Genomic DNA, 16,091 nt, shown 5'->3' on the forward strand with positions numbered 1-16,091 from the left:
CTGGACGTTCACCCGAAAGGGAGGGTGCCCGTCGGCCGATGAGGTGGCCCGTCCGCCTCGGCCAGTGGCCGCACGCCGCGCAGGTGACGGTCATCCTCGTGCTGATCGCGCTGCTGCTGTGGGCCATCGCCCTCACCCTCGGCCCGGACCAGGCGTTCATCGTCGGTTCCGCCGGTGTCGCCGCCAAGCTCATCTGCATGTACCTCGACACCCGCACCGGGGACTAGCGCGCGTAGCGCTCGGCGGCCCGCGCCTTCGCCTTGGCCGCCTCGACCTCGCGGTCCTTCGGCGGCGCCGACGTCACCAGCGCGTCGAGCAGTTCCTGCGTGGCCGCCGCGACGGCCGCCACCGCCCGGTCGAAGGCCTCCTGGTTCGCGGCGGACGGCTTGGCCGCACCGCTGACCTTGCGCACGTACTGCACCGCGGCGGCCTGCACCTCCGACGAGGTGGCCGGCGGTTCGAAGTTGTGGAGCACCCGGATGTTTCGGCACATGCGCCCACTCTATGACCGCTTCGGCGGCGCGGCGCGGGTGTGGATGCGTTCGCCCTGCTTGCCGAACAGGCTGATGATCTCCGCGGGCCTGCCGTCCGCGCTGCTCATCGCGTGCGGCTGGCGGCAGTCGAACTCGGCCACCTCGCCGGCCCGCAGCACGACCTCCTTCTCGCCCAGGCGCAGCCGGACCCGTCCGCTGAGCACGTAGAACCACTCGTAGCCCTCGTGCACGCGCGGCTCGTGCAGCCGGTCGTCGGTGATGATCATCTTCCACGCCTGCAGCGGGCCGATCGAGCGGGTCAGCGGGACGGCGACGCGGCCGTGGTCGAGCTGGCGCGGCTTCAGCTGCACCCTCGGGTCACCGACCTCCGGCGCTCCGACCAGGTCGTCCAGCGTGACCTGGTAGGTGCGCGACAGCGGCAGCAGCAGCTCCAGCGTCGGCTTGCGCTGGTCGGTCTCCAGGCGCGACAGCGTCGACTTGGAGATGCCCGTCCTCTCGGACAGCTCCGCCAAGGTCAGGTCGTGCTCGGCCCGCAACGCGGCGAGCCGATGTCCCAGTGTTGCCATTTCAGCAACATACGTTGCCGTTTTCGGGCTGTCGACCACATCCTCGGTCCCATGGACTACGAAGTGGTGATCATCGGCGGGGGAGCGGCCGGCCTGAGCGCCGCCCTGATGCTGACCAGGGCGCGCCGCAGCGTCCTGGTGGTCGACAGCGGTGAACCGCGCAACCAGCCCGCCGCGCACATGCACAACTACCTCTCCCGAGACGGCTTCTCACCGTTGGAGCTGCTCAAGCACGGCCGTGCCGAGGTCGAGGGCTACGGCGGCGAGATCGTGCGGGACGAGGTGCGGTCCGTGGCGAAACGGGACGACGGGTTCGCCGTCCGGCTGGCTGAGCGCACCGTCGGAGCGCGCGCCGTGCTGTTCGCGACCGGGCTGGTCGACGAGGTGCCGGAAAACCTGCGCGAGCGCTGGGGCCGTGACGTCTTCGGCTGCCCGTACTGCCACGGCTACGAGGTGCGCGACCAGCGGCTTGTCGTGTTCGGCGAGGAGAAGAAGGTGGCGCTCGTGCGGCAGTGGTCCGCCGACGTCACGCACGTCGAGTCGGTCGACGGCGTCGAGGTGGTCGACGACCGGCTGGTCGCGGTGATCTCGAACGGCGAACGCCACCCGGCCGACGCGCTCGTGTACTCCGCGCCGGTCAAGCCGCGCGACGAGCACCTGCTCGCCCTGGGGGCCGAGACCGAGGACACCATCGCCGGTCCGTTCGTGCGCACCGACCGGTTCGGCCGCACCAGCGTCCCCGGTGTCTACGCGGCGGGCAACGTCGCCGACCCCACCGCCATCGTGGTCGTCGCCGCCGCGCAGGGCGCCCAGGCCGCCGGGATGATCAACATGGACCTGCTCACACCGGCAGGCTGATCCGGAACGCCGACCCCTCGCCAGGGGCGCTCGTCACCGACACCGTGCCGCCGTGCGCCTCCACCAGGTGCCGGGTGATCGCGAGCCCGAGCCCGCTGCCGCCCGTGCTGCGGCTGCGCGACTTGTCCGCGCGCCAGAACCGGTCGAACACGTGCGGCAGGTCCTCCGCCGCGATCCCGGTGCCGGTGTCGGTGACCTCGACGACCGCGTTGCCGTTGTCCTCGAACAACTTCACGACGACCTCGCCACCGGCGGGCGTGTAGCGCACGGCGTTCGCGACGAGGTTGCCCAGCGCCTGCCGCAGCCGCACCGGGTCGGCGGTGGCGTGCACCGGCGTGGTCTCCGCGCGCAGCAGGACCGACCGGTTCTGCTGCGCGTTCACGACCTGGTCCACGACGTCGTCGAGCGCGATCGGCTCGGGGTGCAGCCGCAGCGTGCCCGCGTCGGCCTGCGCCAGGTCGTGCAGGTCGTCCACGAGCCGTTGCAGCAGCAGCGACTCCTCCAGCAGCATGCCGACCAGGTGCGGGTCCGGCTCGGCCAGCCCGTCCTGGGTGGCCTCCAGCCAGCCGGTGATGGTGCCCAGCGGCGTGCGCAGCTCGTGCGCGACGTCGCTGACCAGCGCCTGCCGCTGCCGTTCGGTCTCGGCCAGCTTCTCCGACATCGCGTTGAACGACCGCGCCAGCTCGCCGATCTCGCCGCTGCCGCCGTCGACCCGCGCCGTCCGATCCCCTTCGGCGGTGCGCTTCGTGGCCGCGGTGAGCGCCCGGATCGGCCGCACCAGCTGCGCCGCGGTGAGCCACGACGCGAACCCGGCGAGCGCGAGGATTCCCAGCGCCACCAGCGTGATCCGGGTCGTGCCGGTGGTGGACAGGTCGATCGTCATCGGCTCGTCGCCGGTCACCGGCGTGAGGAACAGCTGCGCCTGCTCGGCGACGTGCGGCCGCAGCTGCTCGCGCCGCGCGCGGTCCATGCACGCCACGTCCTCGGGCGGCGAGTCGCGGACGGTCGTGATCTCCCAGTCCAGCGCCGCGGGGCCCGGCGACTTGGCCATGACCCGCCCGCCGGGGAACTCCTCCTCCAGGCACTCGGCGAACAACCGCTGCAGCTCCCCGTACGCCGCCTTCTCCGTCACCGTGAGGGTGTAGAGCCGTTCCCCGGCCTCGCAGTCGTCCCAGATCGAGAGCCGGCCGGGTTCGTCGCCCGCCAGCCGCGGCCGGCCGTTGGGCGCGTCCACGGTCCTGATGGAGGAGTTGCACTGGCCCAGCCGGTCGGCGTGGGCGTGCAGCGTCCGGTACTCCTCGTCGGTGAGCTTGAACGGTCCCACCGCCCGCGGGTCGATGCGCCCGTTGACGTTCAACGGGTCGATGATCGCCTTCGGGGTGATGGGCAGCTTTGGCGAGCTCTCGTTTCCGGTGTCCACCAACTTCTTGCCGCTGTTGTCGGTCAGGGCGATGCGCCGGTCGTGCTCGCGCGCGATGCGGTCCACTTCGGACTTCGCCGCGCTCCAGTCGCGGTGCGCCGCCGCGTACGCCACCAGCTCGTCGATGATCCGCGCGTCGGTCTCGAAGGCCTCGCCCTGCTCCTGCCGGATCGTGCCGGTCGTCGCCTGGCTCGCGAGCCAGGCCGTGACGGCGATCGAACAGGCCGCGATCACCAGGGAGAACAGGAAGAACCGGACCAGGAGGCTGTTCATGCGAGCTTGTAGCCGATGCCGTAGACGGTGAGGAGCCGCTCGGGTCGCCGCGGGTCCTTCTCGATCTTGCGGCGCAGCTTCATCATGTGCACGTCCACGGTTCGCGCGGTGATGAACCCGTCCTCCAGCAGCTGTTCGCGCGTGAACACCCGCTGCGGCTGCGCGGCCATCTTCGCCAGCAACCGGAACTCCGCCGGGGTCAGCGCCACCGGGTCGTCGCCGAGGTGCACCTCGTGCCGGACCGGGTCGACCACCAGGTCACCCACCCTGAGCACCGCCGCGTTCGTCTCACGCGCCCGGCCGGCACGCCGCAGGATCGTGCGGACCCGCGCCACCATCTGCCGCGGCCGGAACGGCTTGGTGATGTAGTCGTCGGCGCCGAGGTCGAACCCGAGCAGCACGTCGTCCTCGGTGGAGCGGGCGGTCAGCAGCACGATCGGCACGTCGGACTCCGCGCGGACCACGCGCACCACGTCGATGCCGTCCACCAGCGGCATCATCACGTCCAGCACCAGCAGGTCGGGGTTGCGCCGCCGGGTCTCGTCGATCGCCGCCCGCCCGTCGTGCACGACGACCACGGAATGCCCGTCGTGCTCCAGGTAGCGGCGCACCAGCTCGGCCTGGTGGACGTTGTCCTCGGCGACGAGGATGTGGGCGCACACGTGGGCAGTATGCAGTCCTTCACGACAGTCAAGCGGGTCGCAAACAGGTTCTTCATCAGTTACGGCGAGCGTGGTCGCCATGAAGAGGCTGTACGTGTCGCTGGGGGCGTGCGCGGTGGCGGCGGTGCTGCTCACGACGACCCAGCCGGTCGCGGAGACGTCCCCGGCCGCGGCGCCGACGACCACCACGTCGACAACGCCGTCCGCGGCACCTGCGGCGCCGCCGGTGGCGCGCGTCTACGCGTCCGGCTCCGACCTGCCCGACGGCCCGGACTTCCCGGTCGCGGGCGCCGGCACGTTCCACGTCGTCCCCGCCGAGGGCCAGGTCGTCGGCACCGGCGGCCCGGTGCACACCTACGCCGTCGAGGTCGAGGACGGCATCCCGGTGGATGAACAGGCCTTCGCCGCGTTCGTCGACGCCACCCTGGCCGACCCGCGCGGCTGGACCGCGACCGGCGCCCGCCGGGTGCAGCGCGTCTCCGGGGCCGCCTTCGTGCGCATCCGCCTGACCTCGCAGCAGACGGCCCGCGCGGTGTGCGGGTTCGAGATCCCGGTCGACGTGTCGTGCCGCGACGGCGGTCTCGTCCACCTCAGCGCCGCCCGCTGGACCCGCGGAGCCGTCGCCTACCTCGGCGACCTCACGGGGTACCGGCGGTACGTGGTCAACCACGAGGTGGGCCACGCGTTCGGCCAGCCCCACCGGCCCTGCGCGGCTGAGGGCGGACCGGCGCCGGTGATGATGCAGCAGACCTTCAGCGTCTCCAACGACGAGATCGTGCGCATCACCGGTGGCGTGCCGCAGGGCGCGGTCATCCCGCGGGACGGCAAGACGTGCGCGCCGAACCCGTGGCCGCATCCGTGACCGTGGTCGTCATGACGGCCGAGCTAGTGGACCACCAGTTCGCGCGCGTGTTCCCGGTCGCTTGACAGCACACGCGCCCCCGCGCGGTACTCGCTCGGGCTGACCCCGTGCACCCGCTTGAACGCGGCGCTGAACCCGAACGCGTCCGCGTACCCGACCCGCTTGGCCACCGCGGCGACCGTGGCCGTCGAGTCCGTCAGCAGGTCGGCGGCCAGTGCCATCCGCCACTCGGTCAGGTACGTCAGCGGCGGCGTGCCGACCAGCTTCGCGAACCGGCCGGCCAGCGTCGTGCGCGACACCTTCGCCTCCCTGGCCAGCAACGCGAGCGTCCACGGCCGCGCCGGGTCCGCGTGCATCGCCCGCAACGCCGGACCGGCCACGTCGTCGGCCAGCGCGCCGAACCAGCCGGTGCGGTGCTCGCTGTCGAACCAGGTCCGCAGGCCGCACACCATGATCCAGTCCAGCAACCGGTCCGCCACCACGCCCGACTCCTCGTCGAGCGTGCCGTAGAACTCCGCACACCCCTCCGTGCCGCGGGACACCAGCACCTCGGGCAGCACCGCGGCGAGCCTGCTCGCGACGGCACCGGTGAGGTCGTAGGTCCCGGTCACCACCTCGGCCCGCCCGGTCAGCGTGAACGGTCCGCGCGCGACCAGGACGTCGCCCGCCCGCGCGGTCTCGCCCGCGACCTCCACCCAGCCGGACACCAGCGCGTACACGGCGAGGCGGTCGCACTCGACGGTGCCGATGACCTCCGACCGGCGCAGGTCACCGCCGTCCGCGCGCACCCCGCGCAGCAACTCCTCGAACGGGTCCATGACACCCACGATAGTGGCTCGAACGATCGAACATCATCGATGAACTCTCGGACATGGGCCGATCGCGCCGGTCCCGGTTGGCTGGACGCCATGACACAGGAGATCTTGGTTCTGGGCGCCACCGGCAAGACCGGCCGCCGCGTGGCCGACGCCCTCCGCGGCGCCGGCGCGACCGTCCGCCCCGCGTCCCGTTCCAGCGCGGTCCGCTTCGACTGGACCGACCGCTCCACCTGGCGGCCCGCCCTCACAGGTGTGACCGGCGCGTACCTGATCGCACCGCACGACCCGGCCGACGCGGCACCGTTCGTCGAACTGGCCGAAGAGCAGGGCGTCCGCCGCCTGGTGCTGCTCTCCGGTCGCGGCCTCGACCGGACCCCGCGCCACGTGTTCGCGGGCATGCACGCGGCCGAGGACGCCGTGCGCGCCTCCGGGCTGGACTGGACCGTGCTGCGCGCCAACAACTTCACCCAGAACTTCTCCGAGGAGATCTGGGAACCGGAGGTCCGCGCCGGCCGGTTGTCGCTGCCGGTGGACGACACCCCGGAGCCGTTCGTGGACGTGCGGGACATCGCCGACGTGGCGGTCAAGGCGTTCACCGCGGACCACGCCGGGCAGACCTACGACCTGAGCGGGCCCGCCGGGGTGACGTTCGCCGACGCGGTCGCCAAGATCGGCGCACGGACCGGGCGCGCGATCGAGCTGGTCCGGCTGACGCCGGAGGAGTACCGGGACGTGTTGCTCTCGTACGGCGTCTCGGAGGAGGAAGCCGCGGAGCTGAACGGCATGTTCGAGGGGATGCGCAAGGGCCTGCTCGCGACCCCGGCCGACGACATCGCACGGCTGCTCGGCCGCCCGGCCACCGACTTCGACACCTACGTGGCCGACACCTGGGGCTGACGCGGCAGCAGCAGGTGCACCGCGAACCCCGCGGCCGCCGTCAGCAGGGCCTGGTAGACGACCGAGAGCCGGTACTGCCCCGCGACCAGGAACGCGGCCTCCAGCCCGGTCGTCCACCAGCCGGCGAGCGCACCGAGCCCCAGCACGTGCCACCCGAAGAACCCCGCGCACCAGCCGACCACCGCCCAGGCCGCCCGCCCTCCCCGGCGCACGAGCAACCCGGTCGACATCGCCGCCACCGCGTTGAACGCGAGCGCGATGCCCGTCAGCGTCGTGTCAGCGCTCCACACCAGACTGGCCAGGGTCTGCACGACGAGCACCGCGACCACCACACCGATGCCCACCCGCGTCTTGTCCACGCGTCACGGTAACGCGCGGAATCGCGAGGCAACCGGTTGACTGTCACCGGCGTCGTCATGATCGGAACCAACTGGGGAGTTGATCTCGTGAAACCACTGTTGATGGCGGCGGCGCTGCTGGTCGGTCTGGCACCGGCGGCGACCGCCCAGGCCGGGTCCGGGGCCCAGACCCCGGCGCTGTCCTGGCAGGACTGCCAGGACGGGTTCCAGTGCGCCACCGCCGAGGTACCGCTCGACCACGACCAGCCGCGTGGCACGAAGATCGACCTCGCGCTGATCCGCCTGCCCGCGACCGACCCGGGCAAGCGGATCGGCTCGCTGTTCGTGAACTTCGGCGGCCCCGGCTCGTCCGGCGTCGACCGGCTGCGCGCCCGCGCCAGGTGGGAGTGGCTGTTCTCGTCCGAGCTGCGCTCCCGCTTCGACGTCGTGTCGTGGGACCCGCGCGGCATCGGCAGGAGCGCGACCGTGCGCTGCTTCGACTCCGTCGAGGACCAGCAGGCGTTCCTGAACTCCATCCCGCTCTACCCGGTCACGGCCGCGGACGAGCCCGCGTTCCACGCCAAGCACCAGGAGTTCGCCCAGCGCTGCGAGGACAGGTCGGGCGACCTGCTCGACCACGTCTCGTCGGCGAACACCGCCCGCGACCTCGACCTGCTGCGCAAGGCCGTCGGTGACAAGAAGCTGACCTACCACGGCATCTCCTACGGCACGCACCTCGGCGCGATCTACGCGAACCTGTTCCCGGACAAGGTGCGCGCGCTCGTGTTCGACGGCTCACTCGACTTCATCGGCAACGCCACCGGCCACGGCAACCAGGGCAGGACCGTGCCGCTGGACACCCGCCAGGACGTGCCGCGCGGCACCGCCGAGACGTTCGACCAGTTCCTGACCCAGTGCGCGGCAGCAGCCACGAAGTGCGCGTTCGCCGGCGGTGACCTGAAGAAGAAGTGGGCGGACCTCGTCACCAAGGTGACCGCGACACCGATCACCACACCCGACGGCACGTTCGACCGCGCCGCGCTGATCGGCACGGTGTGGGACGCGATGTCCCAGCCCGACACCTGGCAGTCCACCGCCCAGGTCCTGCAGACCGTGTGGGAGACGCAACCCGCGCTCACCCGCACCGCCGCCGCCGCCGCACCGGACTACATCTCCAACCGCACCGAGGCGTTCAACGCGGTCCAGTGCTCCGACAGCAACTTCCCGCGCGACACCGCCGCGTACACCAGGTACGGCAAGAGCGAGGACGAGCGCGTCCCGTACTGGGGCCGCCCGATCGTGTACGACATGATGCCGTGCGCGTTCTGGCAGGGTCGTGACACCGACCGCTACACCGGCCCGTGGAACCGCTGGACCTCCGCGCCGATCCTGTTCGTCAACAGCAGGTTCGACCCGGCCACCCCGCTGCACGGCGCGCAGGACGGCGCCGCGGAGATGGCCCGCACCGGCTTCCTGACCGTCGAGGGCTCCGGCCACACCTCGATGTACGTCCGCAGCACGTGCGCGGAGAAGGCCAAGCGCGAGTACCTGTTCACCGGCGTCCTGCCGACCCAGCGCACCTGCGCCGTCGACCAGGCCCCGTTCGCCTAGCACCCGCTCGGCACCGTCCGGTGTGGACGGTGCCGAGCTCACTCCCGGCTCCGCCCCATCCGCACCAGCACGTCGAGCTGCGCCGAGTTGTACAGGTCCACCAACGCCCGCCCCGCAGCCTCACTGGCGTACTTCGCCCCACGCGGCGCGTCGGCGTAGATCCCACCGGGGAACATCACCTTCATCTCCCGCACGATCGGCAACTCCAGCATCGCCTCCGCAAGCCGCTGCCGAGTCCCCTCGTCCGCGTCCTCGGCCAGCTCGTCGAACTCGACCTCCACCGGCCACCGCCCGTGCTCCCGCACCGACTCCGCATACCGTGCGAACGTCTCCGGCGCCAACACCTGCGCCAACACCACGGAAAACGCCCGATCCGCCGCAGACAGGTCCGCCTCCGCCACCACCTTCGCCACCGCCGGCGGCAACTCGGTGGGCGACGCCTGCCGCAGGATCACCCCCAACTCCACCCGCACCCGCTGCAACCGCTCAATGGTGCTCGCCAACTCCGCATCAAGCGCCCGCAACGCCTCCTCCGGGTGCTCATCCGCCTCCCCGAGCTCAGCGATCCGCGCCAACGACAACCCAAGCCCGGTCAACCGCTTGACGCGCAACACCCGCACCAGGTGCGCCACCCCGTAACTCTTGTACCCGTTGGCCCTGCGCTCCGGCTCCGCCAGCAACCCCACCTCGTGGTAGTGCCGGATGGTGCGCAACGTCGTGTCGGCCAGCTCCGCCAACTGCCGGGTGCTCCACCCCACGCCCCGCACTCCCTTCGCCGCGTCCAGTCAAAACCATGCCGCAACGGCACACTCAACGCGCGCTCAGGGGCAACCGGCTAGATGGACCGAAGCTCATCGAGGTAGGAACGGACGGCAGGTTCGCCACCGAACCGGTTGCCGAGGACGACAGCGAGGTCGCGGGACACCATCTTCAGAGAAGGCAACGACTTCCGATCGCCTCCCAGCGCACGGCGCCCGAAGGCGATCGCACCTTCCAGATCGCCCGCACGACCCGCCGCAACCCCCAGGGTCACCCTCGCTTCCGCGATCCGCATGGGTGCGCGCTCGAAACCTCCGGGACCGGTGCTAACCCTGATGACCTCGTCGGCGATCCCGCTGGCGCGCCGGTCGTCTCCGACGTGGCGGTAGCAGTCCATGACGTAGAAGTCGAACTTGTCCGGGTCCACCACGAAGTGGTTCTCGGGGTTGTCCGGATACGGCATCGACTCCAGCAACGACCGACCGCGGTCGAGCGCGCGTTCCATCTCGGCTCGCTCGCCCATTCGCGCCCAAGCCTTGGCTTCTTGCGCGATGAGCTGCACGGCGACGGAGTGGCGCGGCCCAGCGACGTCCTGCCCTGATCGCGCCGCAACCACAGCACCGGAGTAGTCCCCGGCGGTCAGCGCGAACCACGCGCGCATCTCATGCGCCCAGCCGAGCACGCCGGCGCTTCCCGCCTCAGCGCCGAGGCTCAGCGCGGTCCTGCGACTGGCCTCCGCGCTGCCCCGATCACCCATGTCGTGTTCGAGGCAGCCCACGAGGAGCGCGAGCCACCCGGCGAGCTCCAAGGCGTCGCGCCACCGACTGGAACTCGAATGCCGCACCTCGACGACGCGACGCAGCCAGCGACGTCCTTCCCGGAGGAGTTCGTCCGGGCGGCTGTGCGCGTACTCGGAACACAGCTGGTCAACCGTGAACCGCAGTGCCTCCAAGGTCGCGTTGTCGATCGAGGACGTCCGCAGGCGTGTCATGAGTTCCAGCGTGTCCATGCCGGTCGCGTTGGAGATCTCGAGAGCGGACCGGGTGCGGTTGTCGGGTGGGAACAGGCTGGCCGTGACTGTGTGAAGGGCTGCGGCGATGATCGGGGCGTAGTGGCTGCTGGGCTTGTTCTCCCCGCGCTCCCAGGCCTGCCAATGACGGACGAGGTGGTGGGCGCTCGCCAGCGGTTCGTTGGTGTGCCGACGCATCTCGGCGGCGGCCTCCGCCTCAGACCAGCCACGTGCCTGGCGCAACGCACGGATGCGCCGTGCCCAGTTCGGGACATCACCTGCCATCGTCCAGCCTCCCTGGTTCGCGGCCACTTGCTCAGTGAACCGTCACCAGGCGGCAGCTGGTCTGAAAGGTTTGACGCCAACCGGATGAAGATGCTGGACAAGCACTGGGCCGACCTCCGAGGAGATCGGCCCACATGCTTGCTACCTGCGGTGTAGCGCCCCTGGCAGGATTCGAACCTGCGACCTCGGGATTAGAAGTCCCTCGCTCTCTCCACTGAGCTACAGAGGCTGGAGGGGTGCGGGAGCGGCCACGATGCGTGGTCGCCCGCTGCCCCCACCGGACACATCGTCCGGAGTCGATCGTCCGTTTCCGCCCTACGGCCAAACGGGTGGCGGAAACGGGGTAAACGTGACACGGATCACGTTCTGAGGGCTGTTGAGGCTCTCTCCACGAGGGAAACGTCGAGTCTCGTCGGCCGGGGCGGTCTGCTGCCGGCCAGTAGTTCCAGGGCAAGTTCGCCGGCTCGGCGGCCCTTGTCGGCCAGGGGTTGACGCACCGTGGTCAGCGGTGGGTCGCTGTAGGCCGCCTCGGGGACGTCGTCGAAGCCTGCGATCGACACGTCGGAGGGCACCGAAAGGCCTAGGTCGCGGGCGGCTCGGAGTGCGCCGAACGCCAGTTGGTCCGAAGCGCACAGCAAAGCGCTCGGCCGGGGCGTGCGGGTGAGCAGCCACCGCGCGCCGAGACGTCCGAGCTCGCGATCACTGCCGCGCGCCTCCCACACCGGAACATTGTCCGGTTGCACCCCGGCTTTTGCCAAAGTGTCCAGGTAGCCGGCCAGGCGGTCGCGGCTCACGCGGAACGGCACGGCCGATCGGCGGTCGGCGGAGACCGGGCCGGATGCGCCGTCCGGGTGAAGCGCGAACATGAGCACGCCGAAGCGGGTGTGGCCCAGGGAAAGCAGGTGTTCCGCTGCGAGCGAGGTGCCCCGGTGGTCCTGGACCTCGACGCGTGCGGAGTCGGGCAGCTCGGGCTGGTCGATCACCACGAGCGGCAGGCCGCGGGTGGCCACGGCGTCCAGTGCCGGTGCGGAGTCGGGAAGTGAGTAGGCGACCATCACGTCCGCTTGCGCGCGCGTCACGATTGAGGGGCGTGGTCCGCCTGTGGTGTCGCCGGGCATGAGGACGAGGCTGTGGTCGTGGCCGTCCACGGTCTGTGCGAGGCCGTCAAGCACGATGGACAGCGCTGGATCCGTGAACGCCCCGCGGAGGCCCTGCGGCAGCATGAAGCCCACGGCGGCTGACGACCGTGTGGCCAGTGAGCGTGCAACGGGGTCTGGGCCCGCATAGCCCAGAGAGCGCGCCGTCTCGAGGATGCGTTCGCGCAACGACGACGAGAGTTGGTCGGGGCGGTTGTACGCGTTCGACACCGTTGCCCGCGATACCCCGACCGCGGCGGCGACGGTGTCCAGCGTCGGCCTGCGGCGGCGGTCGGAGTCCACGGACAGCATCGTAGGCGAGGAGGCGCGAGAAGGGAGTTGGCGACTCTGAAGCGCTTCAGTCATGCTGGGGGACATGTCCCCACGGCTCGTCACGTTCGTCGTCTTCCTGCTGAACGGCGCCGTCTTCGGCACTTGGGCCTCCCGCGTGCCCGCACTCGCCAGCCAGGTCGGTGCCGACGAGGGCGTCCTCGGGCTCGCGTTGCTCGGTGCGAGCGCCGGGCTGGCGTTCACCGCGCCCGTGGCGGCCCGGATCTGTGCCGTCTACGGGTCGCGAGGGGTGCTGATAGCGAGCACCCTCCTCTGTCCGCTCCTTCTGCCGGTGCTGGCGCTGTCGCAGTCGCCGTTGCAGATGGGGCTGAGCCTGGTCGCGTTGGGCGCGAGCGTCGCCGCGATGGACGTGTCGATGAACATCGCCGCCGTCACGGTCGTCCGCGACCTGCGGCGGCCGTTGGTGCCGCAGTTCCACGCCGGCTTCAGCGTCGGCGGCCTCATTGGGTCGTTGGGCAGTGCTGCCGCCGCTCAAGCGCAGTGGACGCCCATGAGGCACTTCCTGGTTGCGGCGCTCATCGGCCTGATCGTCACGGCGATTGTGGCGAAGAGCATTCCTGGAGGAGTGGGGGAGCGGCATAGGCAAGAGGCCACCGAACGTGCCAGCGTCCTCAAGAGCCCTGTCTTGTGGTTGTTGGCGGCCGTGGCGTTGTGCAGTGCCATCGCGGAAGGGGCGACAGCGGACTGGTCGGCGTTGTTCATGGTGCGTGAGCGGGGCATGGGTGACGCGGCGGCGGCGTACGCCTATGCGGGCTTCTCGGTCACGATGGCGCTCGCACGGTGGTTCGGCGAGCCGGTGCAGCGGAAGCTCGGGCCGCACCGCCTGCTGGCCGCGGGTGGCGGGCTGGCCGCGACGGGGCTGGCGCTCACCGTCCTCGTGCCGGTCCCGGCCGCGGGCTACGCCGGGTTCGGGCTGGCCGGGCTGGGGCTCGCGTTCTCGTTCCCGGTGGTCATGGACCTGGCGGGCGAAGCGGGCAAGCGCGCGGACGGCAGTGGCGGGGAACGCGAGCTGGGGCTGGTGACCACGATCGCCTACACCGGGTTCCTCGCAGGGCCGCCGATCGTGGGCGGGCTCGCGCACGTGAGCTCGCTCGTGCTGTCGCTCGGGTTCGTGGCGCTGGTCACCGCGCTCATCATCCCGGCGACCTGGCTCGCGAAACGGGCTACGAGGCAGCCGGCAGGCGTTTGAGGGCGGTCTGGGCGACCGGCTCCAGCAGCTTCGTCGCCTGCGTGCCGGTCGAAGCCTTCTTGCTGATCGCGACCAGCAACGACTCGTTGCGCGACACCGCGATCGTGGCCGTGCACACCATGTTCTCGCCCTCCTGGCCGCAGGACAGCCACGTGGCGTGCTTGAGCGTCTGGACCTCGGAGCCCTTCGTCTGCCGGCTCTTCGACTCGTCGAACGACCGGTACGGCACCGCCACCATCACCTGGGCGTCCTCGTTCAGGACGAACAGGCACGAGTGGGGGATCTTGTCGTTCTGCGGGCTCGGCTTGTACTTGGGCGTGCCGATCGACTTCAGGTCGTCGTCGCCGATGAGCGTGCACGGGTCGACGTTCGCCGTCTTGCGCGGTGTCGCCACGGCGGGGCCGGGCGGCAACGGTGCGGCCACGGGATCGCCCTGGATGCTGTACGAGCAGCCGGCCAGGACGAACGCGACCACCAGCAGGAGGGGAGAACGGCTCACACAGGGCAACACTAGAGGGTGCGTAGGCTCCAGGCCGTGGCTATCGAGCGCTCGACCAGAACAGGTCTGATCCCACTCGTCGTCATCGGCTTCGCGGTGGCGGCGCTCGTCGCCGTCGCGCTGAGCGCGCTCTCGCCCAACCCGCCGGCCGGTCTGCTCGTCGTGCGCGTCCTCACCGAGGTGGGTGCGGTCGTGACCATTGGCTCGTTGCTGCTGGCGGCGTTCCTCGTGCCACCGCAGCAGTCCGGGAACCTCGCGGCCGACGGGTACGCGGCGTTGCGCACGGCCGGATGGGCGTCCCTGGTCTGGTTGGTCGGCGCGGTGCTGTCTGTGCCGTTCACCACTGCCTCGGCCATCGACCGGCCGGTGTCGTCGTTCACGGTCACCCAGATGATCGACACGTCGATGTTGCTGGAGCAGTCGAAGGCGTGGGCGCTGACGGCGATCGTCGTGGCGCTGCTCGCGCTCGGCTGCCGGCTGGTGCTGTCGTGGGGCTGGACCGCGGTCCTGCTGTTCGTGGCGATCTTCGCGCTGGTGCCGGTCGCGGTCACCGGCCACTCGTCGTCGGGTGGTTCGCACGACATGGCCACCAACAGCCTGTTGTGGCACCTCGTCGCCGTGGTGCTGTGGGTGGGCGGTCTGATCGCATTGCTCGCACACGGGCGCCGTGGCGGTGCGCACCTGCCGCTGGCCGCGTCCCGCTTCTCGAAGCTGGCGCTGGTCTGCTGGATCGTCCTGGCCGTCTCCGGCGTGGTGAACGCGCTGGTCAGGATCACGCCCGGCGACCTCGTGACCTCCACCTACGGCTGGCTGACGCTCGGCAAGATCGCCTGCCTGGTGGTGCTCGGCGTGTTCGGGTACTTCCAGCGCGAACGCGGCGTGAAGGGCGTGGTCGACGGCCGGCCCTCGGCGCTGCTGAAGCTCGCGGGCGTCGAGGTCCTGCTGATGATGTTCACGATCGGGCTCGCCGTCGCGCTCGCCAGGACACCTCCGCCGACCGGCAGCGTCGCGTTGCCCAGCCGCACCGAGATCGCCATCGGCTACGAGCTCGACGGGCCGCCGACCCTGGCGCGGATCTTGTTCGACTGGCGGTTCGACCTCATCTTCGGCACGGTCGCGGTCATCCTCGCCGTGCTCTACGTGCTGGGCGTGCGCCGGCTCACCAAGCGCGGCGACAAGTGGCCGGTCGGGCGCACCGCCGCGTGGCTGTGCGGGTGCTTCTCGCTGCTGTTCGCGACGTCGTCGGGCATGGGTCGCTATTCGCCCGCGATGTTCAGCGTGCACATGGAAGCGCACATGGTGCTGTCCATGCTCACGCCGATCCTGTTCGTCCTGGGCGGCCCGGTGACGCTCGCGTTGCGCGCCCTGCCGGTGAGCAAGGAGGTGCCGGGGCCGCGGGAGTGGGTCCTGGCGTTCGTGCACTCACCGGTCGCACGTCTGCTCACGAACCCGTTCGTGGCGCTGGCGTTGTTCGTTGGCTCGTTCTACGCGCTGTACTTCTCGGGGCTGTTCGAGGCCGCGCTGCCGTTCCACTGGGCGCACCTCGCCATGAATGCCCACTTCATCCTCGCCGGCTACGTCTTCTACTGGCCCGTGATCGGCGTGGACCCGTCACCGAACAAGCTGCCGCCGCTGGGGCGGTTGGGCCTGTTGTTCGCCTCGATCCCGTTCCACGCGTTCTTCGGCGTCGTGCTGATGAGCTCGCAGAACGTCATCGGCGAGCAGTTCTACCGCGGGCTGGCGCTGCCGTGGGTGCAGGACCTGCTGGAGGACCAGCGGCTCGGCGGCGGCATCGCGTGGGCGGCGGGGGAGCTGCCGTTGCTGGTGGTGATGGTGGCCCTGCTCACGCAGTGGGCCCGGCAGGACGGCCGGGACGCGAAGCGGTTGGACCGCAAGGCCGACGCCGACGGCGACGCCGACCTCGAGGCCTACAACGCGATGCTGCGGAAGATGTCCGGGAAGGACTAGATGTACTGATTCGTGACGTTGTTGATGTCTAGGCGGTCAGTCGGGTGATGGGTGGCTGGCCGCCGAGGGCGGTGTGGGCGCGTCGTGTGTTGTAGT

17 protein-coding genes and 1 tRNA gene are annotated in these 16,091 nt (G+C 70.7%); 7 read left to right on the forward strand and 11 right to left on the reverse strand.

Going from position 1 to position 16,091, the window contains the following annotated elements:
• Nucleotides 1–38: 38 nt before the first annotated feature.
• A complete protein-coding gene (locus tag ACZ7CH_RS39790; protein WP_360400846.1) occupies nt 39–227 on the forward strand; it encodes a hypothetical protein in 189 nt (62 codons plus the stop codon).
• Here ACZ7CH_RS39790 and ACZ7CH_RS39795 read toward each other — a convergent pair.
• Together ACZ7CH_RS39795 and ACZ7CH_RS39800 are read right to left on the reverse strand one after the other, a co-directional pair.
• Nucleotides 224–493, reverse strand: a complete 270-nt coding sequence (locus tag ACZ7CH_RS39795) for a DUF2277 domain-containing protein (RefSeq protein WP_360400843.1) — start codon at nt 491–493, stop codon at nt 224–226. The genes ACZ7CH_RS39790 and ACZ7CH_RS39795 overlap by 4 nt on opposite strands.
• A gap of 9 nt (nt 494–502) precedes the next feature.
• Nucleotides 503–1,060: a helix-turn-helix domain-containing protein gene (locus ACZ7CH_RS39800; protein ID WP_360400840.1), complete on the reverse strand. Its 558-nt coding sequence runs from the start codon at nt 1,058–1,060 to the stop codon at nt 503–505.
• A 51-nt stretch (nt 1,061–1,111) separates the two neighbouring features.
• Between ACZ7CH_RS39800 and ACZ7CH_RS39805 the strand changes: the two genes are divergently transcribed.
• Nucleotides 1,112–1,918, forward strand: coding sequence for an NAD(P)/FAD-dependent oxidoreductase (locus ACZ7CH_RS39805; RefSeq protein ID WP_360400838.1), 807 nt, complete (start codon nt 1,112–1,114; stop codon nt 1,916–1,918).
• Here ACZ7CH_RS39805 and ACZ7CH_RS39810 read toward each other — a convergent pair.
• Both ACZ7CH_RS39810 and ACZ7CH_RS39815 read right to left on the reverse strand, forming a co-directional pair.
• Entirely contained in the window at nt 1,902–3,611 is a 1,710-nt protein-coding gene (locus ACZ7CH_RS39810) for a sensor histidine kinase (protein ID WP_470376328.1), read from the reverse strand. The genes ACZ7CH_RS39805 and ACZ7CH_RS39810 overlap by 17 nt on opposite strands.
• A complete protein-coding gene (locus tag ACZ7CH_RS39815) occupies nt 3,608–4,273 on the reverse strand; it encodes a response regulator transcription factor (protein WP_360400832.1) in 666 nt (221 codons plus the stop codon). The genes ACZ7CH_RS39810 and ACZ7CH_RS39815 overlap by 4 nt, the downstream gene beginning before the upstream one ends.
• Before the next feature lie 79 nt (nt 4,274–4,352).
• On the opposite strand from ACZ7CH_RS39815, the gene ACZ7CH_RS39820 reads away from it, so the two are divergent.
• Nucleotides 4,353–5,135, forward strand: a complete 783-nt coding sequence (locus ACZ7CH_RS39820; protein ID WP_470376329.1) for a DUF3152 domain-containing protein — start codon at nt 4,353–4,355, stop codon at nt 5,133–5,135.
• Between the two features lie 23 nt (nt 5,136–5,158).
• Here ACZ7CH_RS39820 and ACZ7CH_RS39825 read toward each other — a convergent pair whose 3' ends face one another.
• Nucleotides 5,159–5,953: an AraC family transcriptional regulator gene (locus ACZ7CH_RS39825; RefSeq protein ID WP_470376330.1), complete on the reverse strand. Its 795-nt coding sequence runs from the start codon at nt 5,951–5,953 to the stop codon at nt 5,159–5,161.
• Nucleotides 5,954–6,043: 90 nt separating this feature from the next.
• Between ACZ7CH_RS39825 and ACZ7CH_RS39830 the strand changes: the two genes are divergently transcribed.
• On the forward strand, nt 6,044–6,850 hold the full coding sequence (locus ACZ7CH_RS39830; RefSeq protein ID WP_470376331.1) for an NAD(P)H-binding protein: 807 nt from the start codon (nt 6,044–6,046) through the stop codon (nt 6,848–6,850).
• On the opposite strand, the gene ACZ7CH_RS39835 is transcribed toward ACZ7CH_RS39830, so the two are convergent.
• Complete coding sequence (locus tag ACZ7CH_RS39835) at nt 6,826–7,209, reverse strand: hypothetical protein (RefSeq protein WP_470376332.1); 384 nt, start codon at nt 7,207–7,209, stop codon at nt 6,826–6,828. The two genes, ACZ7CH_RS39830 and ACZ7CH_RS39835, sit on opposite strands and share 25 nt — an antisense overlap.
• Nucleotides 7,210–7,296: 87 nt before the next feature.
• Between ACZ7CH_RS39835 and ACZ7CH_RS39840 the strand changes: the two genes are divergently transcribed.
• Complete coding sequence (locus tag ACZ7CH_RS39840; RefSeq protein WP_470376333.1) at nt 7,297–8,799, forward strand: alpha/beta hydrolase; 1,503 nt, start codon at nt 7,297–7,299, stop codon at nt 8,797–8,799.
• A 38-nt stretch (nt 8,800–8,837) separates the two neighbouring features.
• On the opposite strand, the gene ACZ7CH_RS39845 is transcribed toward ACZ7CH_RS39840, so the two are convergent.
• From ACZ7CH_RS39845 to ACZ7CH_RS39860, 4 genes are all read right to left on the reverse strand, one after another.
• Nucleotides 8,838–9,557 (reverse strand): MerR family transcriptional regulator, encoded by a 720-nt coding sequence (locus ACZ7CH_RS39845; RefSeq protein ID WP_470376334.1) that lies wholly within the window; start codon nt 9,555–9,557, stop codon nt 8,838–8,840.
• Nucleotides 9,558–9,634: 77 nt separating this feature from the next.
• Nucleotides 9,635–10,879: a helix-turn-helix domain-containing protein gene (locus ACZ7CH_RS39850; RefSeq protein WP_470376335.1), complete on the reverse strand. Its 1,245-nt coding sequence runs from the start codon at nt 10,877–10,879 to the stop codon at nt 9,635–9,637.
• A gap of 129 nt (nt 10,880–11,008) precedes the next feature.
• Nucleotides 11,009–11,081, reverse strand: a tRNA-Arg gene (locus ACZ7CH_RS39855).
• Between the two features lie 130 nt (nt 11,082–11,211).
• A complete protein-coding gene (locus ACZ7CH_RS39860; protein WP_470376336.1) occupies nt 11,212–12,291 on the reverse strand; it encodes a LacI family DNA-binding transcriptional regulator in 1,080 nt (359 codons plus the stop codon).
• Between the two features lie 73 nt (nt 12,292–12,364).
• On the opposite strand from ACZ7CH_RS39860, the gene ACZ7CH_RS39865 reads away from it, so the two are divergent.
• Nucleotides 12,365–13,528: an MFS transporter gene (locus ACZ7CH_RS39865; RefSeq protein ID WP_470376337.1), complete on the forward strand. Its 1,164-nt coding sequence runs from the start codon at nt 12,365–12,367 to the stop codon at nt 13,526–13,528.
• On the opposite strand, the gene ACZ7CH_RS39870 is transcribed toward ACZ7CH_RS39865, so the two are convergent.
• Nucleotides 13,503–14,027, reverse strand: a complete 525-nt coding sequence (locus ACZ7CH_RS39870) for a DUF3558 domain-containing protein (protein WP_458433975.1) — start codon at nt 14,025–14,027, stop codon at nt 13,503–13,505. The genes ACZ7CH_RS39865 and ACZ7CH_RS39870 overlap by 26 nt on opposite strands.
• A gap of 36 nt (nt 14,028–14,063) precedes the next feature.
• Here ACZ7CH_RS39870 and ACZ7CH_RS39875 point away from each other — a divergent pair, with 36 nt between their 5' ends.
• Nucleotides 14,064–15,995: a bifunctional copper resistance protein CopD/cytochrome c oxidase assembly protein gene (locus ACZ7CH_RS39875; RefSeq protein WP_470376338.1), complete on the forward strand. Its 1,932-nt coding sequence runs from the start codon at nt 14,064–14,066 to the stop codon at nt 15,993–15,995.
• Nucleotides 15,996–16,091: the final 96 nt, after the last annotated feature.

The organism is Lentzea sp. NPDC037011 (assembly GCF_055607425.1).

Coding starts and splice junctions, on each gene's coding strand:
- ACZ7CH_RS39810 (WP_470376328.1), bottom strand. CDS start 3,611: ATGAACAGCCTCCTGGTCCGGTTCTTCCTGTTCTCCCTGGTGATCGCG.
- ACZ7CH_RS39800 (WP_360400840.1), bottom strand. CDS start 1,060: ATGGCAACACTGGGACATCGGCTCGCCGCGTTGCGGGCCGAGCACGAC.
- ACZ7CH_RS39825 (WP_470376330.1), bottom strand. CDS start 5,953: ATGGACCCGTTCGAGGAGTTGCTGCGCGGGGTGCGCGCGGACGGCGGT.
- ACZ7CH_RS39795 (WP_360400843.1), bottom strand. CDS start 493: ATGTGCCGAAACATCCGGGTGCTCCACAACTTCGAACCGCCGGCCACC.
- ACZ7CH_RS39820 (WP_470376329.1), top strand. CDS start 4,353: ATGAAGAGGCTGTACGTGTCGCTGGGGGCGTGCGCGGTGGCGGCGGTG.
- ACZ7CH_RS39805 (WP_360400838.1), top strand. CDS start 1,112: ATGGACTACGAAGTGGTGATCATCGGCGGGGGAGCGGCCGGCCTGAGC.
- ACZ7CH_RS39790 (WP_360400846.1), top strand. CDS start 39: ATGAGGTGGCCCGTCCGCCTCGGCCAGTGGCCGCACGCCGCGCAGGTG.
- ACZ7CH_RS39830 (WP_470376331.1), top strand. CDS start 6,044: ATGACACAGGAGATCTTGGTTCTGGGCGCCACCGGCAAGACCGGCCGC.
- ACZ7CH_RS39865 (WP_470376337.1), top strand. CDS start 12,365: ATGTCCCCACGGCTCGTCACGTTCGTCGTCTTCCTGCTGAACGGCGCC.